Here is a 17,485-nt window from a genome sequence, read left to right as displayed (position 1 = left end):
AGGTCTTCCTAAGCCCGTCTTCCAGCGATACCCGCGGCTCCCAGTTGAGCACCTGCCTCAGGCGCGTGTTGTCGGAATTCCGCCCGCGCACGCCCTGCGGGCCGGACACGTGCCTCTTCTGGATTTCGATCCCCGCAATCTCCGCCACCAAGTCGGCCAGATCGTTGATGCTGATCAGCCGATCCTGCCCCAGATTCAACGGCTCGGCATAGTCCGACTGCATCAGCTTGTAGATGCCCTCGACGCAATCATCGATGTAGCAGAACGATCGCGTCTGCTCGCCGTCACCCCAGATCTCGATGCTGTCGTTGCTGGAGGCGCGCGCGACCTTGCGGCAGATCGCCGCCGGCGCTTTCTCCTTGCCGCCGTCCCAGGTTCCTTCGGGCCCGAAGATGTTGTGGAACCTGGCGATGCGGTTGCGCATGCCGTGGTTGCGGTTGTAGGCCAGGTACAGCCGCTCGGAAAAGAGTTTTTCCCATCCGTACTCGCTGTCGGGGGCGGCCGGGTAGGCCGAATCTTCGCTGCAGTTCGGGTTGTCCGGGTCCTCCTGGTTGTAGGCGGGGTACATGCAAGCCGACGAGGAATAGAAGAGCCCGCGAACGTTGCGTCGCCGGCACAGCTCGAGCACGTTGAGGTTGATGGCGGCCGAGTTGTGCATCACGTCGGCGTCGTGCTCACCGGTGAAGATGTAGCCCGCGCCGCCCATGTCGGCGGCGAGCTGGTAGACCTCGTCGAAGCGCCGGTCGACCACCAGCTGGCACAGCAACTGGTCGCGCAGGTCGCCGATCACGAAGTCATCGGCCTGCGTCGGCGCGAACGCGGGGAACTTCAAGTCGACGCCGCGCACCCAGAACCCCTCGCGTTTGAGACGCTTGACGAGGTGGCTGCCGATGAATCCCCCGGCGCCGCAAACGAGCGCAGTTCTTGTGTCGGTCATCGTGGTTGCTCCTTATTCGGTGGTGGGTTGCAGGTCGTGTGCGGCGGGCGCGGGGCGGCGTGCCCGGGCGCGCCCGAACACGCGTTCGAACCGGTCGGCGACCCGGCCGATGTCGTACGTCGCCTCGGCATAGGCGCGCCCGCGGGCGGCGAGCCCGTCGCGCAGCGCGGCGTCGCCCAGCAGCCGCTCGGCCGCGGCGACGAAAGCGGCCGCATCGCCAGGTGCGGTCACCAGCCCCGCGCGCTCGCGTTCGAGCACCTGGGCGGCCAGGTTCTCGCGGGGCGAGGACAGCAGCACCGGCCTGCCGGCGCACAGGTACGACTGCACCTTCGACGGCACGGAAAACGCGCCGGCGTCCGGCTCGATGAGCGCCAGTGCGACATCGGCGCAGGCAAGGGTGGAGGGCAGGTCGGCGAAGGACTGCAACGGCAGCAGCACCAGGTTGTCCGGCCGCGCGTCCATCCGGGCCAGCCGCGCCATCCCGGAGCCCTGCGCGGCGACGACGACTCGCGCGCGGCCGGCCATCGCGCGCGCCAGCTGCACCAGCATTGCCGGGTCGTGCTTCAGGCCGAGCGTGCCGCTGTAGAGGAAGTTGAAGCCGTGCGCCAGGCCATGGCGCAAGCTCCACGGCGTGGCCTTGGGCAGTGGCGAGATGCCAAGGTGGCCCCAGTTCTCGATCGTGAACACCTTGCCCGGCTCGCCGCTCCAGCGCTCCGCGAGCGCGCGGAATTGCTCCGTGATGAGCACGATCGCGTCGGCGCGCGCCAGCTGGCGCCGCTCGAGGCGACGGTAGAAGGCGCCGATCAGCCAGCCCGGCCAACCCAGGCGGCCCGCCAGCAGGCGGGTGGCGGCCACGCTGTAGAAGTCCTGGACCCACGGGATGAAGTGCGCGCCCACGGACTGGCAGGCACCCGGCAGCGCTTCCTGCGCCTCGGTCGGCGTATTGCCGGACAGCACCAGGTCGGCCCCTTCGCGGCGCACCAATGCGGCCAGCGCGCGGCCGTACGCGAGGTCGCCGAACCGGCGCCGCACGAAGTCGTCCTTGGAGTAGCCGCCCACGTGCAGGCCGCGGAAGGACAGCCCCGGCGGATCGTCCGGCCGGCGCCGCATGTCGCCCTTGGGACCGCGGTCGTCGGCGAAGTACGCGTGCACCACGTCGTAGCCCCGGCGTGCGAGTTCCCGGCTCAACTCCACCTGGAATGGGTGCCCCGCATAGTCGTGCACGATCAGCTTGATCGCTGCGGCGGTGGGCAGCGGTCGGCGGCCCGCGCCAGGCGGGCGGCTGGTGCCCGTGCCGCCGGGCAGTCGGAAGCTCGAATCGTTCACGCCCCGCCACCTCCTGTCGGCAGGCCGGCCGCCTCACAGCGCCCGTAGGTGTCCTCGAACCGCACGATGTCGTCCTCGCCCAGGTAGCTGCCCGACTGCACCTCGATGATTTCCAGCGGGATGGCGCCGGGGTTGGCAAGGCGATGGACCTGGCCAAGCGGGATGTAGGTGCTCTCGTTTTCCGTGAGCAGCCAGGTGCGGTCGCCGCACGTGACCTGCGCCGTCCCCGACACGACGATCCAGTGCTCGGACCGGTGGTGATGCATCTGCAGGCTCAGGCTGGCCTTGGGGGCGACCAGGATCCGCTTGACCTGGAACCGTGGGCCCGAGCTGATGCTGTCGTACCAGCCCCAGGGGCGGCGTACCAGGCGCGGCTGCGTGCCTTCGCCGCGGCCGCGCGCCGCCAGCAGTTGCACGACCTGCCGCACGTCCTGGCTGCGCGAGCGGTCGACCACCAGCACGGCGTCGGGGGTCTCGACCACCACGATGTGGTCGAGACCCACCGTACTGACCAGGCGGCTGGTGGCGTAGACCAGCGAGTCGTGGCTGTCGTGCAGCGCGACATCGCCGTGCGAAACGTTGCCGTGCTCGTCCTTGCCGCCGGCCTGCCAGACGGCGTCCCACGCGCCCAGGTCCGACCACTGGGAGTCCAGCACCGCCATCTTGAGCGAAAAGCGTGCCTGCGCATCCAGCGGGCAGCGCTCGAGCACGGCGTAGTCCACCGAGTCGGCGGGAATCCGCGCGAACGCCGTCTTGTCGGGGCGCACGAAGCCGTCCGAATGGCGGCGCAGTTCCCACGCGCAGCGGGTCGCCTCCAGCAGGTCCGGCTTGTAGGCCGCGATCGCCCGCAGCCAGGTCGACGCGCGCAGCACGAACATGCCGCCGTTCCAGAAGTACCCGCCCTGCTCGAGGTAGCCGCGGGCCGTGCGCTCGTCGGGCTTCTCCGCGAAGGCCGTGACGGTGCGCACCAGGCCGTCGCCCTCGCACCGGATGTAGCCGAAGCCCGTTTCGGCGCGGTCCGGCCTGATGCCGACCAGCGCGATGCAGCCTTCGCGCGCCGCCGCCACCGCCCGGCGCAGCGTGGCGGTGAATGCGGCGTGGTCCGAGAAGGTGTGGTCGGACGGCGTGATCGCCATCACCGGGTCGTCGCCGCCGCTGCCCGCGTGCAGGGCGGCGAGCGTCACGGCCGGGGCAGTGTTGCGTCCCGATGGTTCCAGCAACACAGTGGCTTCGTCCTGGCCGATCTCGTGCAGCTGGTCGCGCAGGAAAAAGCGGTGCTCCTCGTTGCCGGCGGCGCAGGCCGGCAGCAGGTCGTCGCCCTGTTCGGCGAGCGCGACCAGTCGCAGCACGGCTTGCTGGAACAGCGTGTGCGGCCCTTCGAGGGCGAGGAACTGCTTGGGATGCAGCTGCCGGCTGAGCGGCCACAGCCGGGTCCCGCTGCCGCCGGCAAGCACCACGGGCAGGATGCTGGATGAACTCATGGTGGAGAACCCTCCGGCCGCGAGATGGGCCCTGGCTGCGATGCGTGGGAACGCGGGATGCGGAACGGCTCGGCGAGGGGAAGGCGCGGGGCATAGAGCGCGATCCACAGAAACAGGATCGAGTAGGGGTTGCCGAACCCGACGGCGCGGGTCTCGACCAGGCCGTAGACCAGGTAGCTGGCGACCAGCGCGATGCCGGCCCGGCTGGCCGGGTCGCGCCGCTGCCGCCACAGCCCGGCCACCGCGGCGCCGCACTGCGTCAGGTAGCCGGCCATCCCCAGGACGCCGGTCTCGGCGAGCAAGCCCAGGTAGGCGCTGTGCGCTGGTAGTTCCTGGGGCATGAGAAAGGTATGCCCCTTGAAACCGACGCCCAGCAGCGGCTGCGCGCTCCACAAGGCCAGTGCCGCGGTCCAGGCTTCGGTGCGGCCGGAGGCGCCGGTCCCGACGCCGCGATACGGGTCGTCGATCTTGAGGAGCAGGTCCGCGGCGCGCATGAGCCAGTCGGCTTCCAGCAGCCACAGCGCCAGCGCCCCGGCGCCGACGCCAAGCACCGCGAGTGCGGCGTGGACGGTGCGTGCGCCGGCGAGCGCGGGCGCGCGCGGCGGCGCCCCTGCCGCGCCGGCTGCGGCATGGGCCAGTGCCGCGACCCCGGATGCGAGCATCGAGGCGCGCGAGGAGACGGCCACCATCACGGCGCTCGCCACCAGCAGCACCAGCCAGCGCAGCAGCCGCGGCCGCATGCCGAGCGCGCCGATGAAGGCGACCATCGCGATCATGCCGAGGTAGTTCGGGTGCAGCCCGCCCGGCAGGAGGCGGCCCCAGACCATCTGGCCGGCAGCGATGGGCAGCGGCATGAGCAGCAGCGCCACGACGGCGTGGCAGGCCAGCAGCAAGCGCCAGTCCAGGTCCAGCCGGGTCGCCACCAGGTACGCCATGCCCAGCGCCAGCACCATGCTCGTGACGTTGGCGAACACGAAGGAGGCGTCGTAGCGGTCCAGGTTCGCCGCGTAACCGGCCAGGATCGCGCCCAGCAGCACGAGCGAGCCCCATGCGGTCATGGGCCCGATCTGGTGGCGCGCCGGCCGGCCCCACGTGAGCACGACGACCAGCGCGGCGCCGGCGACCAGCGCCACGAACAGCAGCGCCGGCTGGCGGCTGTGGCCGATGATCATGGCCGCGAAAAAAGTGTTGAGCCACGCGCCCAGCATGAACTCCGGCCGGCGAACGAGCCGGCCAGCCGCGGACTGGGAGAAGTGCCGACTCATGGCGCCTCCCGGCTGGGGGTCGCCGGCACCGCCAGTTCGCGTGCTTGCACGACCATGACCGCCAGCAGCGCGAGGAAGACGCCCGTGCGCAGCACCGCGTGCTGGGCCGGCGAGCCCGCGTCGACCGTGCCCGTCCAGGCAACCAGCACGGTGGCCGCGAGGATCACGAGCAGGCCGGTGATCGACCAGCGCAGGAAGGCGGCCGCGATGTGCTGCTCGCGGGTGTGCGCCAGGACGAAGGCGCTGTAGAGAATCTCGCAGGCCAGGAAGCTCCAGAAGTAGCCGGCCAGCGTCGCCAGCGCGGTCGCAGCCAGCGCGGCCGCCACCGCCAGCACGACGTAGACAAGCTGCAGCCAGGCGGCCTGGCGCTCGGATCCGGCTCGCATGTACGCCAGCAGCAGGACTTGCGTGGCGAAGAACGGCGCGGACAGCGACAGCGCGAGCGACACCCACTGGTAGCCGGCCGCGGAGGTGCCGGGCACCCAGCGCGAGAGCAGCACGCCGGCATCGAGTTCAACCGCGAGCGCGCAGGCGGTGCCGACAAGAACGCCGGCATACGTCCACCGGAGCAGCGCCAGGCGCCGCGGCCCTGCATCCTCGGTCACCGCGTACTGCACCGAGGCGAAACGCGCGAGTTGCAGCACGGCCTGGCGCGAGAGCCCGAAGACGGCCCGCAACGCGACGAACGCGTTGACCATGGCCGCCGAGGAGATCGCATGAAGCACCAGCACCGGCAGGTTCGGGCGGCACCACTGCGACAACGGGTGACCGATGGAATAACGCAGCAGCTGCAGCGTCTGCAGGTTCATGCTGCGAAAGCCGCCGGCGGCCAGGCGCAGCGGCGAGGTCGAATGCAGCCAGTGCCCTTGCGCCAGCAGGGCCCCGAGCGCCGAGCCGGCGTAGATCAGCGCCAGCGTGCGGGGCGAGGCTTCGAAGACCGCCAGCGCGAGCAGGGCGGCCGCCAGCCGGCTGCTGGCCATCGACGCATAACTCGCCTCTGCCCGGGCGATCATGCCCAGGGTGTCCATGTACATGCCGCGGGCGGACAGCAGCGCCTCCACCGCGTAGGCGATCATGAGCCACAGCAGCCACTGGCCGCCGGGCGCGATCTGCAGCCACATCGCCACGGCCGCGGCGAGGGCCGCGAGGAGCAGCACGCCGGCGACCAGCAGCCGCTGGATCGCCCAGACCGGCTCGAACGACTCGCCCCCGTCGGCACGGCTGGCGGGTCCGCGCCGCAGCGAGGCGTGGCCGAAGCCGCGCAGGCCGAAGTCCGCCGCGGACAACAGGGCTGCCAACGCGATGGCGGTGTTCCACTGTGCGGTGGTTTCCAGGCCCCACAGCCGCACTTCCAGCGGCAGGAGCAGCAACTGCGTGAGCGCCAGCGACAGCTGCGTCACGGCGGTCCAGGACAGCGTGAGCCGCAGCATGTTTCAGGCGGCCTCCAGCCGCAGCGCCGCCAGGGTGCCTTGAACGCACGCGCGCCACGTGCGGCCACTGACGATGCCTTGCAGCTCGCGCGCGGCCTGGGCCAGCGCCCCGGGTTGCGCCAGCCGCCGCAGGAACGCCGCCCATTGCGCCATGTCCTGGCTGGTGAGCACGGCGGCCGCGCCGGCGAGTTCGGGCGGTGGCTGGATGTAACTGAGGATGGGAATGCCGCGGGCCGCGGCGGTGGCGAACTTCAGCTTCAAGCCGTTGCTCGATTCGAACGGCAGGATGGTCGCGTGGCAGCCGTCCAGCAGGTCGGCCAGTTGCGCGTCGGTGGGATCGGCGTGCACCTCGATCCCGCCGCGTCGCAGGCGAGCCACGAGCGCGGGACCGGGGCGGCTGCCGGCGACGTGCACCGCCAGCGACGGGCCCAGCGCGGCGCGCAGCGCCGGCAGCCCGTGGTCGGCGAAGTTCCGGATGGCGGCCACGTTCATCGTGATCGACAACGCGGCGACGAACGCGATCCGGACGGTCCCCGCGTCCGGGAAGCGGGCGCGCGGCGGCTCCAGCTCGTACCCCAGCCCGGACAGCAGCACCGTGCGGTGGCCCAGCGCCCGGAAGATCTCGGCGTCCGCCGCGCCGAGCGCGACCAGGGGCAGGTCCTTGGGCAGGCGCGCCAGCAGGGCGTGCGCCCGCACGGCCGCCATGCCCGCGGCCATCCGGAACGGGCCACGGCCCTCCGCCGCGCGGTCCAGGTAGAACTTGGGCTCGTAGTTGTGGGTCTCGACCAGCGATGCGCCCGCACCCTGCACGAGCGGGGCCACATGCAGCCAGGTGCTGGGCAGGCTGTAGACGGCCAGGTCCGGGCTGCCGGCCAGGTTGGCACGAACCCGCGCCAGATACGCGGGCGTGTCGAAGCGTGAGGACAGGTAGTCGCCGCCAGCGAGCACCGCGTGCGCCGCCGCCGCCGCCTTGCCACGCATGCTCGACGAGTCCTGTTCGCCCAGGCGCGTCCAGCCGGCCGGCGCCAGCTCGTAGACGCCATCAGCCGCGAACAGCCGCGCCGCATGCCGATGCGGGTCGAGCGAGCCCCATTTGCGCCAGATGTAGAGGTCGCCGCCGTTACGGATGGGAGTGGCCAGGTGCGGAGCGAAGATCGCGATGCGCTGGCGCCGCGCAGGAGGCTGCGGCGCGGGCGGCGCCTCGCGCACCGGCGCGCGGGGAGCGGCCTCAGTGTTCATTGGTCACCACTCCCAGGATGCGCACCTGCAACTGGGCGAGCCGGTCGCGCATTTCCTGCAGCTGGCGCAGCGGCGTGTGGTCGCTGCGGGCGACCAGCACCACGTCCGCGCCGGCGCATGCGAGCAGCTGGGCGTCGGCGCCGCAGCTCCACGCCGGACCGTCGATGACCACGGCCTCATACCGCTGGTTCAGGTCCCGCAACAGGTCGGGCAGGGCCGTGCTGGAAACGAGCTCCTGCGGATTCGGCACACGCGGCCCGGCCGGCAGCACGTCGAGGAAGCCGCGGCTGTCGACCGTGTGCGGCGTGACGTGCTGGCCGGCCAGCAGGCTGGCCGCGCTGGGGCCCGGCTGAATGCCGAACAGCTTGGGCACCCCGGGCGTGCGGAGGTCCAGGTCCACGAGCACGGTGCGGACGTTGGCCTGGGCGAAGGCGATGGCGAGGTTGCAGGCGATGAAGGTGCGGCCGTCGCCGTGGTGCAGGCTTTGCAGGCAGACCGGGCGGCGCTGCCCGCTCTGGCGCCATTCCAGCAGCACGTTCGTGCGCAGTTCCCGCACCGCTTCGGCCACCGGGTGCGTCGGGTCCAGGTCGACCACGAAGCCGGGGGAGGGCAGCGGACCGTCGTCCGCTGCCCCGGAAGGCTGGTGGTCGGCGGCGGCGCGGGCCGCCGGTGTGGCCCGGGCCTGGGGCAGCCGCTGCGCCGATGCCGGGCCCGCCAACTGCTGGGGCGCCACGATGCGCCCCAGCGCTTGCCTCTGCGCGTCCGCGGGCACGCCCGCGTATGACTCCAGGGGTTCGCCGTCCCGTGGCTCGGCCTGCAGCAGCGCGCGGCGCGTCTGACGCCGCAGCGTCGCCGCAGGCACCCGCGCCAGCAGGCGAGTGCCCAGCGCGGCGATCGTGCTGCGCGAGCGCCGCACGCGGGGCGACCACTCCTCGGCCAGCAGCGCGAAAATGCTGCCCAGCAGCAAGCCGATGGCGGCGCCCAGGGGCAGGGCCCGGCGCCACGGGTCGGTCGCCCCGGCCGGCTGGAGCATGGCGGGCGCGAACACGGCGGCCGTTCCCAGGGCTGCGTCCCGCTCCAGTCGCGCTTGGCGCAGGGCCGCGCGCGTGTTGTTGGCGCTCGCCTCGGCCGCGGACAAGGCACGCTGGAAGGCGGAATACTCCTCGTGCAGCGCCGCCTGGCCGACCGCCTCGGCCTGCTGCAGCTTGATCGCCGCGCGCAGGCTGGCCGCCTTGCGGCTGTTGGCGCGCCAGGTGCTGGCGGCCGCGGCCTGAAGCGCTGCCTCGGCCCGGCTCATTTCGGATGCGGCGTCGACGTGGGCCGGATGGTTCGGGCCGTACTTGGCCGAGACTTCCTGCCAGCGGGCGGCGGCCCGGCGGGCCTCCAGCTGCAGTCCCTGCAGGGCGGGGTCCTGCAGGTCTCCGTCCGCCCGGCTCGCCATCGCCGATCCCGGCCCCGCCTCCACCTGTGCGAGCTGTGTCGAGAGCGCGGCTACCGTGCCGGCGGTCGCCGTGTTCCGGTCGTCGGGATTGAAGCCGGCGTGCGCCATGCGGAACTGCGTCATGCTCGCCCGGGCGGACCGCAGTTCGTCCTCGATGCGGGGCAGCCCCTGCTCCAGTTGCGCGGCGCGGGCCCCGGCCTGGTCGGCCTGCACCTCGCGGCTGACCTGCTGGTACGCCTGCGCGAACGCGTTGGCGAGCGCCTTGGCGAAAACCGGATCCCGCGAATAGCCCGTCACCGTGACCATGCTGCTGTCCGCCGCGGCGGTGAAACGCACGTCGTTGAGCAGGTGGATCGCCATCCAGTCGCCCGCGCTGGTGTCCGTCTCGCCCATCCGCCCCCAGCTGCGCGCCTGCGGGTGATCGGGCGTGAGGTTCAGGGTGGCGATCACGCGCTGCAGCACCTTCGGACTGGAAAGCACTTCCACGGCGCTGGAGGCGGCCCCGGGCGGCGGCCCGCTGCGCCGGCTGGCGTCGACCTCCACGATCGGGCTGCTGACCAGCAGCGTTGCGGTTGCCGCACGCCGGTGCAGCATCAGCCCGGCGCCGAGGCCAAGCGCGGCAAAGACGACGCCGCACAGGGCGATCCAGGCCAGGCGGGCACGGAAGATCAGGAACAGGTGCTGCAGGTCCATCAGCGGGATCTCCTGCCGGATCCGCATGCTGCGCGTGGGCGGCGGCGAGGTCCGGCGCTGGGAAGGCGGGCGAAGCGGTGCGCCATGCTTTCAAAACGCTTTGGGGTCCCCAGCGACCAGCATGCGCGCGGTGCGCGCGAGGATCAGGAGATCGAGCCCGAGGGTCCACGAGCGCAGGTAAGCCAGGTCGTACTCGGTGCGCTTGCGCATGGCGTCGAGGTCGTCCCCGCCGCGGTAGCCGTTGACCTGGGCCCACCCGGTGATGCCCGGGCGGACCTTGTGCCGGATCATGTAGCCGGGGATGACCTTGCGGTAGTGTTCGTTCACCGCCAGCGCATGGGGCCGCGGTCCCACCAGGCTCATCGAACCGGCCAGCACGTTGAGCAGCTGCGGCAGCTCGTCCAGCGAGGTCCGGCGCAGCACGCGCCCCAGCGCCGTCACGCGGTCGTCGTCGCGCGTCACCTGGCGGTAGCTGCCGTCGCCGTCCTCGATGGTGCGCATCGTGCGGAACTTCCACACCAGGATCTCCTTGCCGTCGAGGCCGTAGCGTCGCTGCTTGAAGATGACGGGGCCGGGCGAGGTCAGCCGGATGGCCAGGGCAATGCCCAGCATGAGTGGCAAGGCCAGTGGCAGCGCCGCGAGGGTCACGACGATGTCCAGTGCGCGCTTCATGACCCCTTCGGTCCCGCGGAACGGTGTGTCGCATACCGACACCACAGGCAGCCCCGCCACCGTTTCGATCCTCCCCTGAATCAGGTCGGCCACGAAGATGTCCGGGATGAAGCACACCGATGCCGTCGTGTCCCGCAGCTGCTCCAGCAGCGCCAGCACGCGCGGCTGCGACGCCATGGGCAGCGAGATGTAGATGATCCCGCCCGGGTTGCGCTTCACGTAGTCCGCCACGTCGGCAATGCCGCCGGTCACGCACAGCGAGGCGGGCGCGTGGGTGCGCCCGGGGTTGCGGTCTTCGAAACAGGCCACCAGCCGTTGGCCCTCGACCTCGCCGCTGCGGATGGCGGCGGCAAATCGCGCCGAGGCGCTGCTGATGCCGACGATGATGACGGGGGTGTCCGCAGACCGCCGGCGCAGGTGCGGCGCCAAGCGCGGCGTGACCGCATGCATGCCGAGCAGGACCAGGGGAAGCAGGACGGTCCCCGCGACGCCCGCGTCGAGTTCGAAGGAACCCCCCTCGGCCACCGGCCGGCCCTGCAGCCACCGCACCGTGACGAAGAGCGCCAGGATCGCCGCGCATGGCAGGAGCAGCCTGGCAGCGACCGGCAGGGTGAACCGGTTGAACGGCACGCAGCCGGGGTACAGCAGCAGGAACATGCCTACCAGGAGCACCGTGTCCGCCCGGTCCCAGTTCCCGCGAAAGGCCAGCAGCGCCAGCACGTAGGTGAGCGATGCAACCAGCGGGTCGACCAGCGCGCGCAGCGTGAACCCCTGCCGTCCCTTGTCCGCGAGGGTGCCAGGCGGGCAGTTGGCATAGATCCTCATGCGCCGCTCCCTGGCCGCGCGCCAGCCGGATCGGCTCGCGCCGCGGGCTCGGGCTTCCCGAAGGAGGTGGTTCCGGACATGAACGCGAGGTCTTCCAAGCTGCAGTTCATTCAATCCAGTGGGTCGGGCGGCGTACATAGGAGGTATGTCCCGAATCGCGCGGCCCGCACGGCCGCGCACACCTGATGCACTGCGAGCGAAGGTGGCGCCGGCGATGCGACCGCGCTTCAGGCCCGACTGTGGCGGCCACCTGGACGCAAGTCCGCGCGCCGCTTGACCATCGCGTTCATGGGGAAAGCGGTTGCCGCGACCAGCTGGCTCCAAGCTGAGCAGCTCGAAGGAGACTCATCGTCGAGGGGATTGGCGTGCTTGGCTTTGTACGCTCCGGGGCCAAGCGCCCTGACCTCGGCGAGCGCGGCTGGCGCCGGGCGCGTCAAGTCATCGTCGTCGAACAGCTGCGCCGTTCGCTCGAGCGGCTTGTGGGAGCGTGCCGACGAGTATTCCCACGGTGGGAATCGACGACGCCGGTGGAGTGGAGAGCGCTACAGGATCCGTAGCTTGACCGGCAATGACTGCGCGGTTTTAGATGGGGTGGCTGATGGGACTCGAACCCACGACAACAGGAATCACAATCCTGGACTCTACCAACTGAGCTACAGCCACCGCGGAAAGACCGCAATTATAGCTGGAGCGCGGCCGTCAGTTGACCATCACCACTTTGCCCTTGACGCCGCGCGTGCCCATGTAGTCGTAGGCGGCCTTGAGCTCAGCCATGGGCAGCTGGCGGTCGATGACCGGTTTGATCCGGCCTTCGCCGTACCAGCGCACCAGTTCGGCCAGCACGCCGGCCGCGGCCTGCGGCTGCGCCCGCACGAAGCCGCCCCAGAACACACCGACGATCGACGTGCCCTTGAGCAGCGGCAGGTTCAGCGGCAGCGCCGGAATGGTGCCTGAGGCGAAACCGATCACCAGATAGCGGCCGCGCCAGGCGAGCGAGCGCAGCGCCGGCTCGGCGAGATCGCCGCCCACCGGGTCGTAGACCACGTCCGGGCCGCGCCCGCCGGTGGCGGCGGCAATCGCCTCGCGCAGCTTCTCGCGGCTGTAGTTGATCGTCGCGTCGGCCCCGATCGAGCGGCACAGTTCGCATTTCTCGTCGGAGGATGCCGCCGCGATCACCCGTGCCCCGAGCGCCTTCGCGATCTGGATCGCCGCCGTCCCGACGCCACCGGCGGCGCCGAGCACCAGCACCGTGTCGCCCGCCTTGACCTGCCCGCGGTCGACCAGCGCGTGGTGCGAGGTGGCATAGGTCATGATGAATGCGGCGGCATCGGCATGTGGGAACCCTGCGGGCAGTGCCAGGCACTGCGCCGCTGGCGCCACGGTGTGGGTGCCGAAGCCGCCGGTCCCGGCGAGGCAGGCGACGTTCTGTCCCACCTCGAGGTGCCGGACGTCGGGGCCGACGGCGGCCACCACGCCCGCGTATTCGGCGCCGGGCACGAAGGGCAGCGGCGGCTTGATCTGGTACTTGTTCTGGACGATCAGCAGGTCGGGGAAGTTGAGGCTCGCGGCCTTGATCTCGACCAGCACTTCACCGGCTTTGGGCGCCGGCGTCGGCAGCTCCTTCCAGTGCAGCGCCTCGACGCCCACCGGGTTTTCGCACAGCCACGCATGCATGGGAGTCCTTTCGCTGAAAAGCCGGCCATCATACGGTGGCTCGCGCGGCCGGCGGCCGGCGCCGGGTCGCTGGCGCGACGGCATCGCGCCTACAATCCTGGGCTTTGCAGCCCGATGAAAATCCTGCTTTCCAACGACGACGGCTACCAGGCCCCAGGCATCGTGGCGCTGTACGAGGCGATCCGCGACCTCGGCGACGTCGAGGTCGTGGCGCCGGAGCACAACAACAGTGCCAAGTCGAATGCGCTCACGCTGCATTCGCCGCTGTACGTGCACGAGGCGGCGAACGGATTCCGCTATGTCAACGGCACGCCCGCCGATTGCGTGCACGTCGCGCTCACCGGCTTGCTCGGCTATCGTCCCGACCTGGTGGTGAGCGGCATCAACAACGGCGCGAACATGGGCGACGACACGATCTATTCGGGCACCGTGGGCGCCGCGATGGAAGGCTACCTGTTCGGCATTCCCGCCATCGCGTTCTCGCAGACGCAGAAGGGGTGGGCGCACCTCGATGCCGCGGCGCGCAAGGCGCGCGAGCTGGTGCAGCACATGTTGGCGACGCGGCTGGACGGCGAACTGCCGTGGCTGTTGAACGTCAACGTGCCGAACCTGCCGTACGAGCAACTCAAGCCGGCCAAGGTGTGCCGGCTGGGCCGCCGGCACGCGGCCGAGAAGGTGATTTCGCAGACCAGCCCGCATGGCGACACCATGTACTGGATCGGCGGCGCGGGCCCGGCCAAGGACGATGCGGAGGGCACCGACTTCCATGCCACGATGCAAGGTCACGTGGCCGTGACCCCGCTCAAGGTGGACCTCACGGACCACGACGGGCTCGGCTCGTGGGCGCAGTCCGTCGCCGCGGCTGGACCGACGCGCGGGACAGGACGCCGATGAACCGGCGGCCGTCGTTTCCGGCGCGGCTGGACTCCACGCCCGCGCCGGCTGCGGGCCGTGCGCCGGCGGCGCCGGCCAAGCTGCCGGCCGTGCCCGGCGGCGTTGGCCTCGACTCGCAGGTGGTGCGCGCGCGGATGGTGCAGCGGCTGGCGGCGCAGGGCATCCGCGACCAGCGGGTGCTCGCGGCGATGGGCGTCGTGCAGCGGCACCGCTTCGTCGACACCGCGCTCGTGAATCAGGCATACGAAGACACCAGCCTGCCGATCGGGCTGGCGCAGACCATCTCCAAGCCGAGCGTGGTGGCGCGCATGATCGAACTGCTGCTCGGCGATGCGAACGCGCCGCGCCTGGGCCGGGTGCTGGAGATCGGCACCGGTTGCGGCTACCAGGCGGCCGTGCTGAGCCAGGTGGCCGCGGAGGTCTACAGCATCGAGCGGCTGCGCGGACTGCATGACAAGGCCCGCGACAACCTGCGGCCCTTTCGGCTGCCCAACGTGCACCTGCTGTTCGGTGACGGCATGGCCGGGTACGCGCGCGGCGCGCCGTACGCGGGAATCATCGCGGCTGCCGGTGGCGAAGCGGTGCCGCGGGCTTGGTGCGAACAGCTCGGCCTTGGCGGGCGTATCGTCGCGCCCACGGTGATGGCGGGCGGCCAGCAAGCGCTCGTCGTCATCGAAAAGACCTCGGCCGGACTGCAACAAAGTGTTCTGGAAGCCGTGAATTTCGTCCCCCTAAAATCGGGAATCGCTTGATGAGGAACAACACACGATGCTGAGGTGGCGCCACCCGGGATGGTCAATCGCGGCGGCCCTGCTGCTGGCCGCCGCACTCGCCGGCTGCGCGTCGAAGGCGCGGCTGCCGGCCCCCGTAGAGGACCGCGGCGCCGGGATGCGTGCGCGGCCGGCGCCCGCGGTGGTCACGGAGGCCGCCAAAGTCCCCGCGGCCGAGAACGCCGGCAAGGCCGGCTACCACACGGTGCGCCAGGGCGAGACGCTGATCCGCATCGCGCTCGACGCGGGGCAGAACTGGCGCGACATCGCACGCTGGAACAACCTGGACAATCCGAACCTGATCGAAGTGGGGCAAGTGCTGCGGGTGGTGCCACCCGAGCCGCCGCGCGAGGTCGCCGTGGCCAAGCCGGTCGCGCCGGCGACCGTGGTGCCGACCCCCGTCGCGCCGGCCGCCTCGGCGCCGGCGTCGGCAGCGGCGCCCGCCGCGGCCGCGAGTGCGGCGGCCCGGCCGGCTTCGGCCCCGCAGGTGGCCAGCGTGCCGCCGCTGACCCCGACGCCGGCGCCGCCCGGCGAGGAAGACATCGGATGGGTCTGGCCCACGACCTCGGTCGCCGGCGTGATCGCGGGCTTCGACGAGCAACGCAACAAGGGCCTGGACATTGCCGGCAAGGCGGGCGATCCGGTGCTGGCGTCCGCCGACGGCCGGGTGGTGTACGCGGGCGCGGGGCTGCGGGGCTACGGCAACCTGATCATCCTCAAGCACAACAACACCTACCTGTCGGCGTATGCCCACAACCAGCTGTTGCTGGTCAAGGAAGACCAGACCGTGCGCAAGGGTCAGAAGATTGCCGAGATGGGCAGCAGCGATGCCGATCGCGTGAAACTGCATTTCGAGATCCGGCGCCAGGGCAAGCCGGTCGACCCGACACGCTATCTGCCGCCCCGTTAGACGCTCGCCCGGGCTGCTGCGCTGGGTCGGGCGAGATTTCAACTGGCCGTTTCCCGAGCCGGCGCGGTAAAATGGCGCCGTGAAACAGCGCGACGGCCGCAGCCAGTCCGCCAGCCCCGGGGCGAACCGGGGTGGTGCCACGCAGCACACGGATTCCTTTGGCGAGCGCGCCGAGCCCCCCGCCGATTCCTCCGCACCCCGCGAAGCCACGCCCGAGCTGGCCGGCGAGTCCAGCGACACCCTGACGCTCTATCTGCGCGAGGTCCGGCGCACCGAATTGTTCACCCCCGAGCAGGAATACGCGACCGCCACCCGCGCGCGGGCCGGCGATTTCGCCGCGCGCCAGTCGATGATCGAGCACAACCTGCGGCTGGTGGTCAGCATCGCCAAGGGTTACCTCGGACGCGGCGTACCGCTGTCGGACCTGATCGAGGAGGGCAACCTCGGCCTGATGCATGCGATCGACAAGTTCGAGCCGGAGCGCGGTTTCCGCTTCTCGACCTATGCGACCTGGTGGATCCGCCAGTCGGTCGAGCGCGCCGTGATGAACCAGGGCCGGGTGATCCGCCTGCCGGTGCACGTCGTGCGGGAACTGCAGCAGGTGCTGCGCGCGCGCCGCACGCTGGAGAACGACCCGGCCTTCGCCGCGGCCCGCAATGGGTTCGAAGGCGAGGGCGTGCGGGTCGAAGACGTCGCGGCGCTGCTCGGGCGCGAGGTGCAGGATGTCGCCGAACTGCTGGCGATGGCCGAGACCCCCAAGTCGCTGGACGCCGTGATGGACCGTTCGGAAGACGAGCACACGCTCGGCGACTCGATGGCCGACGAGATGACGCTCGATCCCACCGGGGTCACGCAGAACCACGAGGTCGAGCACCTGCTGAACAACTGGATCGACGCGCTTTCCAATCGCGAGCGCGAGGTGCTGGAAGGCCGTTTCGGGTTGCACGACCGCGAGCCCGAGACGCTGGAAGTGCTGAGCGACCGGCTCGGCCTCACGCGCGAGCGCGTGCGCCAGATCCAGAACGAAGCGCTCATGAAGCTCAAACGCTACATGGTGCGCAACGGCATCAGCAAGCAGTCGCTCTTCTGAGCGCCGCGCCAGCGCCTGCTACAGTGCGGCGCATGAGCTGGCCGATCCTCGTCTTCGACATCGAATCCATTCCCGACGTGGCCGGGCTGCGGGCCGTGCGCGGCGCCGCCGCCGACGCATCCGACGCGCAGGTCTATGCCGACTGGGTGCAGGAACGGCAGGACCGCGGCCAGAGCGACTTCATGCCGCTGCATCTGCAGCGCGTGCTCGTGATCAGCTGCGTGTTCCGCAATGCCGAGGGTCTGCGGGTGCACTCGTTCGTCGACCGCGACAACGCGAGCGAGGGCAAGGTGATCCAGAACTTCTTTTCCGCCGTCGACAAGCACGTGCCGCAACTCGTGAGCTGGAACGGCGGCGGCTTCGACCTCCCGGTGCTGCATTACCGCGGCCTGCGCCACGGCGTGGTCGCCGATCGCTACTGGTGCATGGGCGAGGAGGGCGGGGCCGACTCGCGCGAGTTCAAGTACAACAACTACATCGGCCGCTACCACATGCGGCACCTGGACCTGATGGACCTGCTGGCCATGTACCAGCCGAAGAACAACGCGCCGCTGGACGCGATGGCCAAGCTGTGCGGCTTCCCGGGCAAGCTTGGCATGGACGGGTCGCAGGTGTACCCGGCCTTTCTCGACGGCAAGCTGGACGAGATCCGCCGCTACTGCGAGACCGACGTGATGAACACCTACCTGCTGTACTGCCGGTTCCAGAAGATGCGTTGCGGCTTCACCGAAGCTGAGTACGAGCAGGAGATCGCGATGGTCAAGGCCACGCTCGCCGACCTCGCGCCGGCGGAGCCGCACTGGCAGGAATACCTCGGCGCCTGGGCCTGAATTGCCGC

The 17,485-nt window shown here is 70.8% G+C and carries 14 protein-coding genes and 1 tRNA gene; 5 read left to right on the top strand and 10 right to left on the bottom strand.

Features of this window, described 5'->3' with window-relative positions; all coding sequences use genetic code 11:
- The 10 genes from VNT59_RS01510 to VNT59_RS01465 all read right to left on the bottom strand — a co-directional run.
- Positions 1 to 937, bottom strand: a 937-nt coding sequence (locus tag VNT59_RS01510; RefSeq protein ID WP_325495927.1) for an NAD-dependent epimerase/dehydratase family protein, incomplete at its 3' end; no start/stop codon positions are given.
- 12 nt (positions 938 to 949) lie between these two features.
- Positions 950 to 2,263, bottom strand: coding sequence for a glycosyltransferase family 4 protein (locus VNT59_RS01505; protein WP_325495925.1), 1,314 nt, complete (start codon positions 2,261 to 2,263; stop codon positions 950 to 952).
- Positions 2,260 to 3,744 carry a mannose-1-phosphate guanylyltransferase/mannose-6-phosphate isomerase gene (locus tag VNT59_RS01500; protein ID WP_325495923.1) on the bottom strand — a complete coding sequence of 495 codons (1,485 nt, stop codon included), beginning with the start codon at positions 3,742 to 3,744 and terminating at the stop codon, positions 2,260 to 2,262. The genes VNT59_RS01505 and VNT59_RS01500 overlap by 4 nt, the downstream gene beginning before the upstream one ends.
- Positions 3,741 to 5,009, bottom strand: a complete 1,269-nt coding sequence (locus tag VNT59_RS01495; RefSeq protein ID WP_325495921.1) for an O-antigen ligase family protein — start codon at positions 5,007 to 5,009, stop codon at positions 3,741 to 3,743. The genes VNT59_RS01500 and VNT59_RS01495 overlap by 4 nt, the downstream gene beginning before the upstream one ends.
- The gene (locus VNT59_RS01490; RefSeq protein WP_325495919.1) at positions 5,006 to 6,439 is read right to left on the bottom strand and encodes a hypothetical protein; all 1,434 of its coding nucleotides are present in this window, start codon (positions 6,437 to 6,439) and stop codon (positions 5,006 to 5,008) included. Before VNT59_RS01490 ends, VNT59_RS01495 begins: the two co-directional genes overlap by 4 nt.
- Before the next feature lie 3 nt (positions 6,440 to 6,442).
- Positions 6,443 to 7,678: a glycosyltransferase gene (locus tag VNT59_RS01485; RefSeq protein WP_325495917.1), complete on the bottom strand. Its 1,236-nt coding sequence runs from the start codon at positions 7,676 to 7,678 to the stop codon at positions 6,443 to 6,445.
- Complete coding sequence (locus VNT59_RS01480) at positions 7,668 to 9,839, bottom strand: hypothetical protein (protein WP_325495915.1); 2,172 nt, start codon at positions 9,837 to 9,839, stop codon at positions 7,668 to 7,670. Before VNT59_RS01480 ends, VNT59_RS01485 begins: the two co-directional genes overlap by 11 nt.
- A gap of 63 nt (positions 9,840 to 9,902) precedes the next feature.
- On the bottom strand, positions 9,903 to 11,309 hold the full coding sequence (locus VNT59_RS01475; protein WP_325495913.1) for an undecaprenyl-phosphate glucose phosphotransferase: 1,407 nt from the start codon (positions 11,307 to 11,309) through the stop codon (positions 9,903 to 9,905).
- Positions 11,310 to 11,896: 587 nt separating this feature from the next.
- A tRNA-His gene (locus VNT59_RS01470) sits at positions 11,897 to 11,972 on the bottom strand.
- Between the two features lie 36 nt (positions 11,973 to 12,008).
- Positions 12,009 to 12,983: an NADPH:quinone oxidoreductase family protein gene (locus tag VNT59_RS01465; protein ID WP_325495911.1), complete on the bottom strand. Its 975-nt coding sequence runs from the start codon at positions 12,981 to 12,983 to the stop codon at positions 12,009 to 12,011.
- A 114-nt stretch (positions 12,984 to 13,097) separates the two neighbouring features.
- On the opposite strand from VNT59_RS01465, the gene surE reads away from it, so the two are divergent.
- The 5 genes from surE (at position 13,098) to VNT59_RS01440 (ending at position 17,477) form a co-directional block, all read left to right on the top strand.
- Positions 13,098 to 13,877, top strand: coding sequence for a 5'/3'-nucleotidase SurE (gene surE, locus VNT59_RS01460; RefSeq protein WP_325495909.1), 780 nt, complete (start codon positions 13,098 to 13,100; stop codon positions 13,875 to 13,877).
- Positions 13,874 to 14,629, top strand: a complete 756-nt coding sequence (locus VNT59_RS01455) for a protein-L-isoaspartate(D-aspartate) O-methyltransferase (RefSeq protein ID WP_325495908.1) — start codon at positions 13,874 to 13,876, stop codon at positions 14,627 to 14,629. Before surE ends, VNT59_RS01455 begins: the two co-directional genes overlap by 4 nt.
- A gap of 16 nt (positions 14,630 to 14,645) precedes the next feature.
- Positions 14,646 to 15,557, top strand: coding sequence for a peptidoglycan DD-metalloendopeptidase family protein (locus tag VNT59_RS01450; RefSeq protein ID WP_325495906.1), 912 nt, complete (start codon positions 14,646 to 14,648; stop codon positions 15,555 to 15,557).
- Positions 15,558 to 15,636: 79 nt separating this feature from the next.
- Positions 15,637 to 16,647 carry an RNA polymerase sigma factor RpoS gene (gene rpoS, locus VNT59_RS01445; protein ID WP_414708325.1) on the top strand — a complete coding sequence of 337 codons (1,011 nt, stop codon included), beginning with the start codon at positions 15,637 to 15,639 and terminating at the stop codon, positions 16,645 to 16,647.
- A gap of 32 nt (positions 16,648 to 16,679) precedes the next feature.
- Positions 16,680 to 17,477, top strand: a complete 798-nt coding sequence (locus VNT59_RS01440) for a 3'-5' exonuclease (protein ID WP_325495904.1) — start codon at positions 16,680 to 16,682, stop codon at positions 17,475 to 17,477.
- Positions 17,478 to 17,485 lie beyond the last annotated feature (8 nt).

Origin of the sequence: Ramlibacter sp., assembly GCF_035554825.1 — a bacterium.
Classification (GTDB): Bacteria; Pseudomonadota; Gammaproteobacteria; order Burkholderiales; family Burkholderiaceae_C; genus Ramlibacter.
Note: the sequence above shows the minus strand (reverse complement) of the source record. Positions and strands in the feature narration are given on the sequence as shown.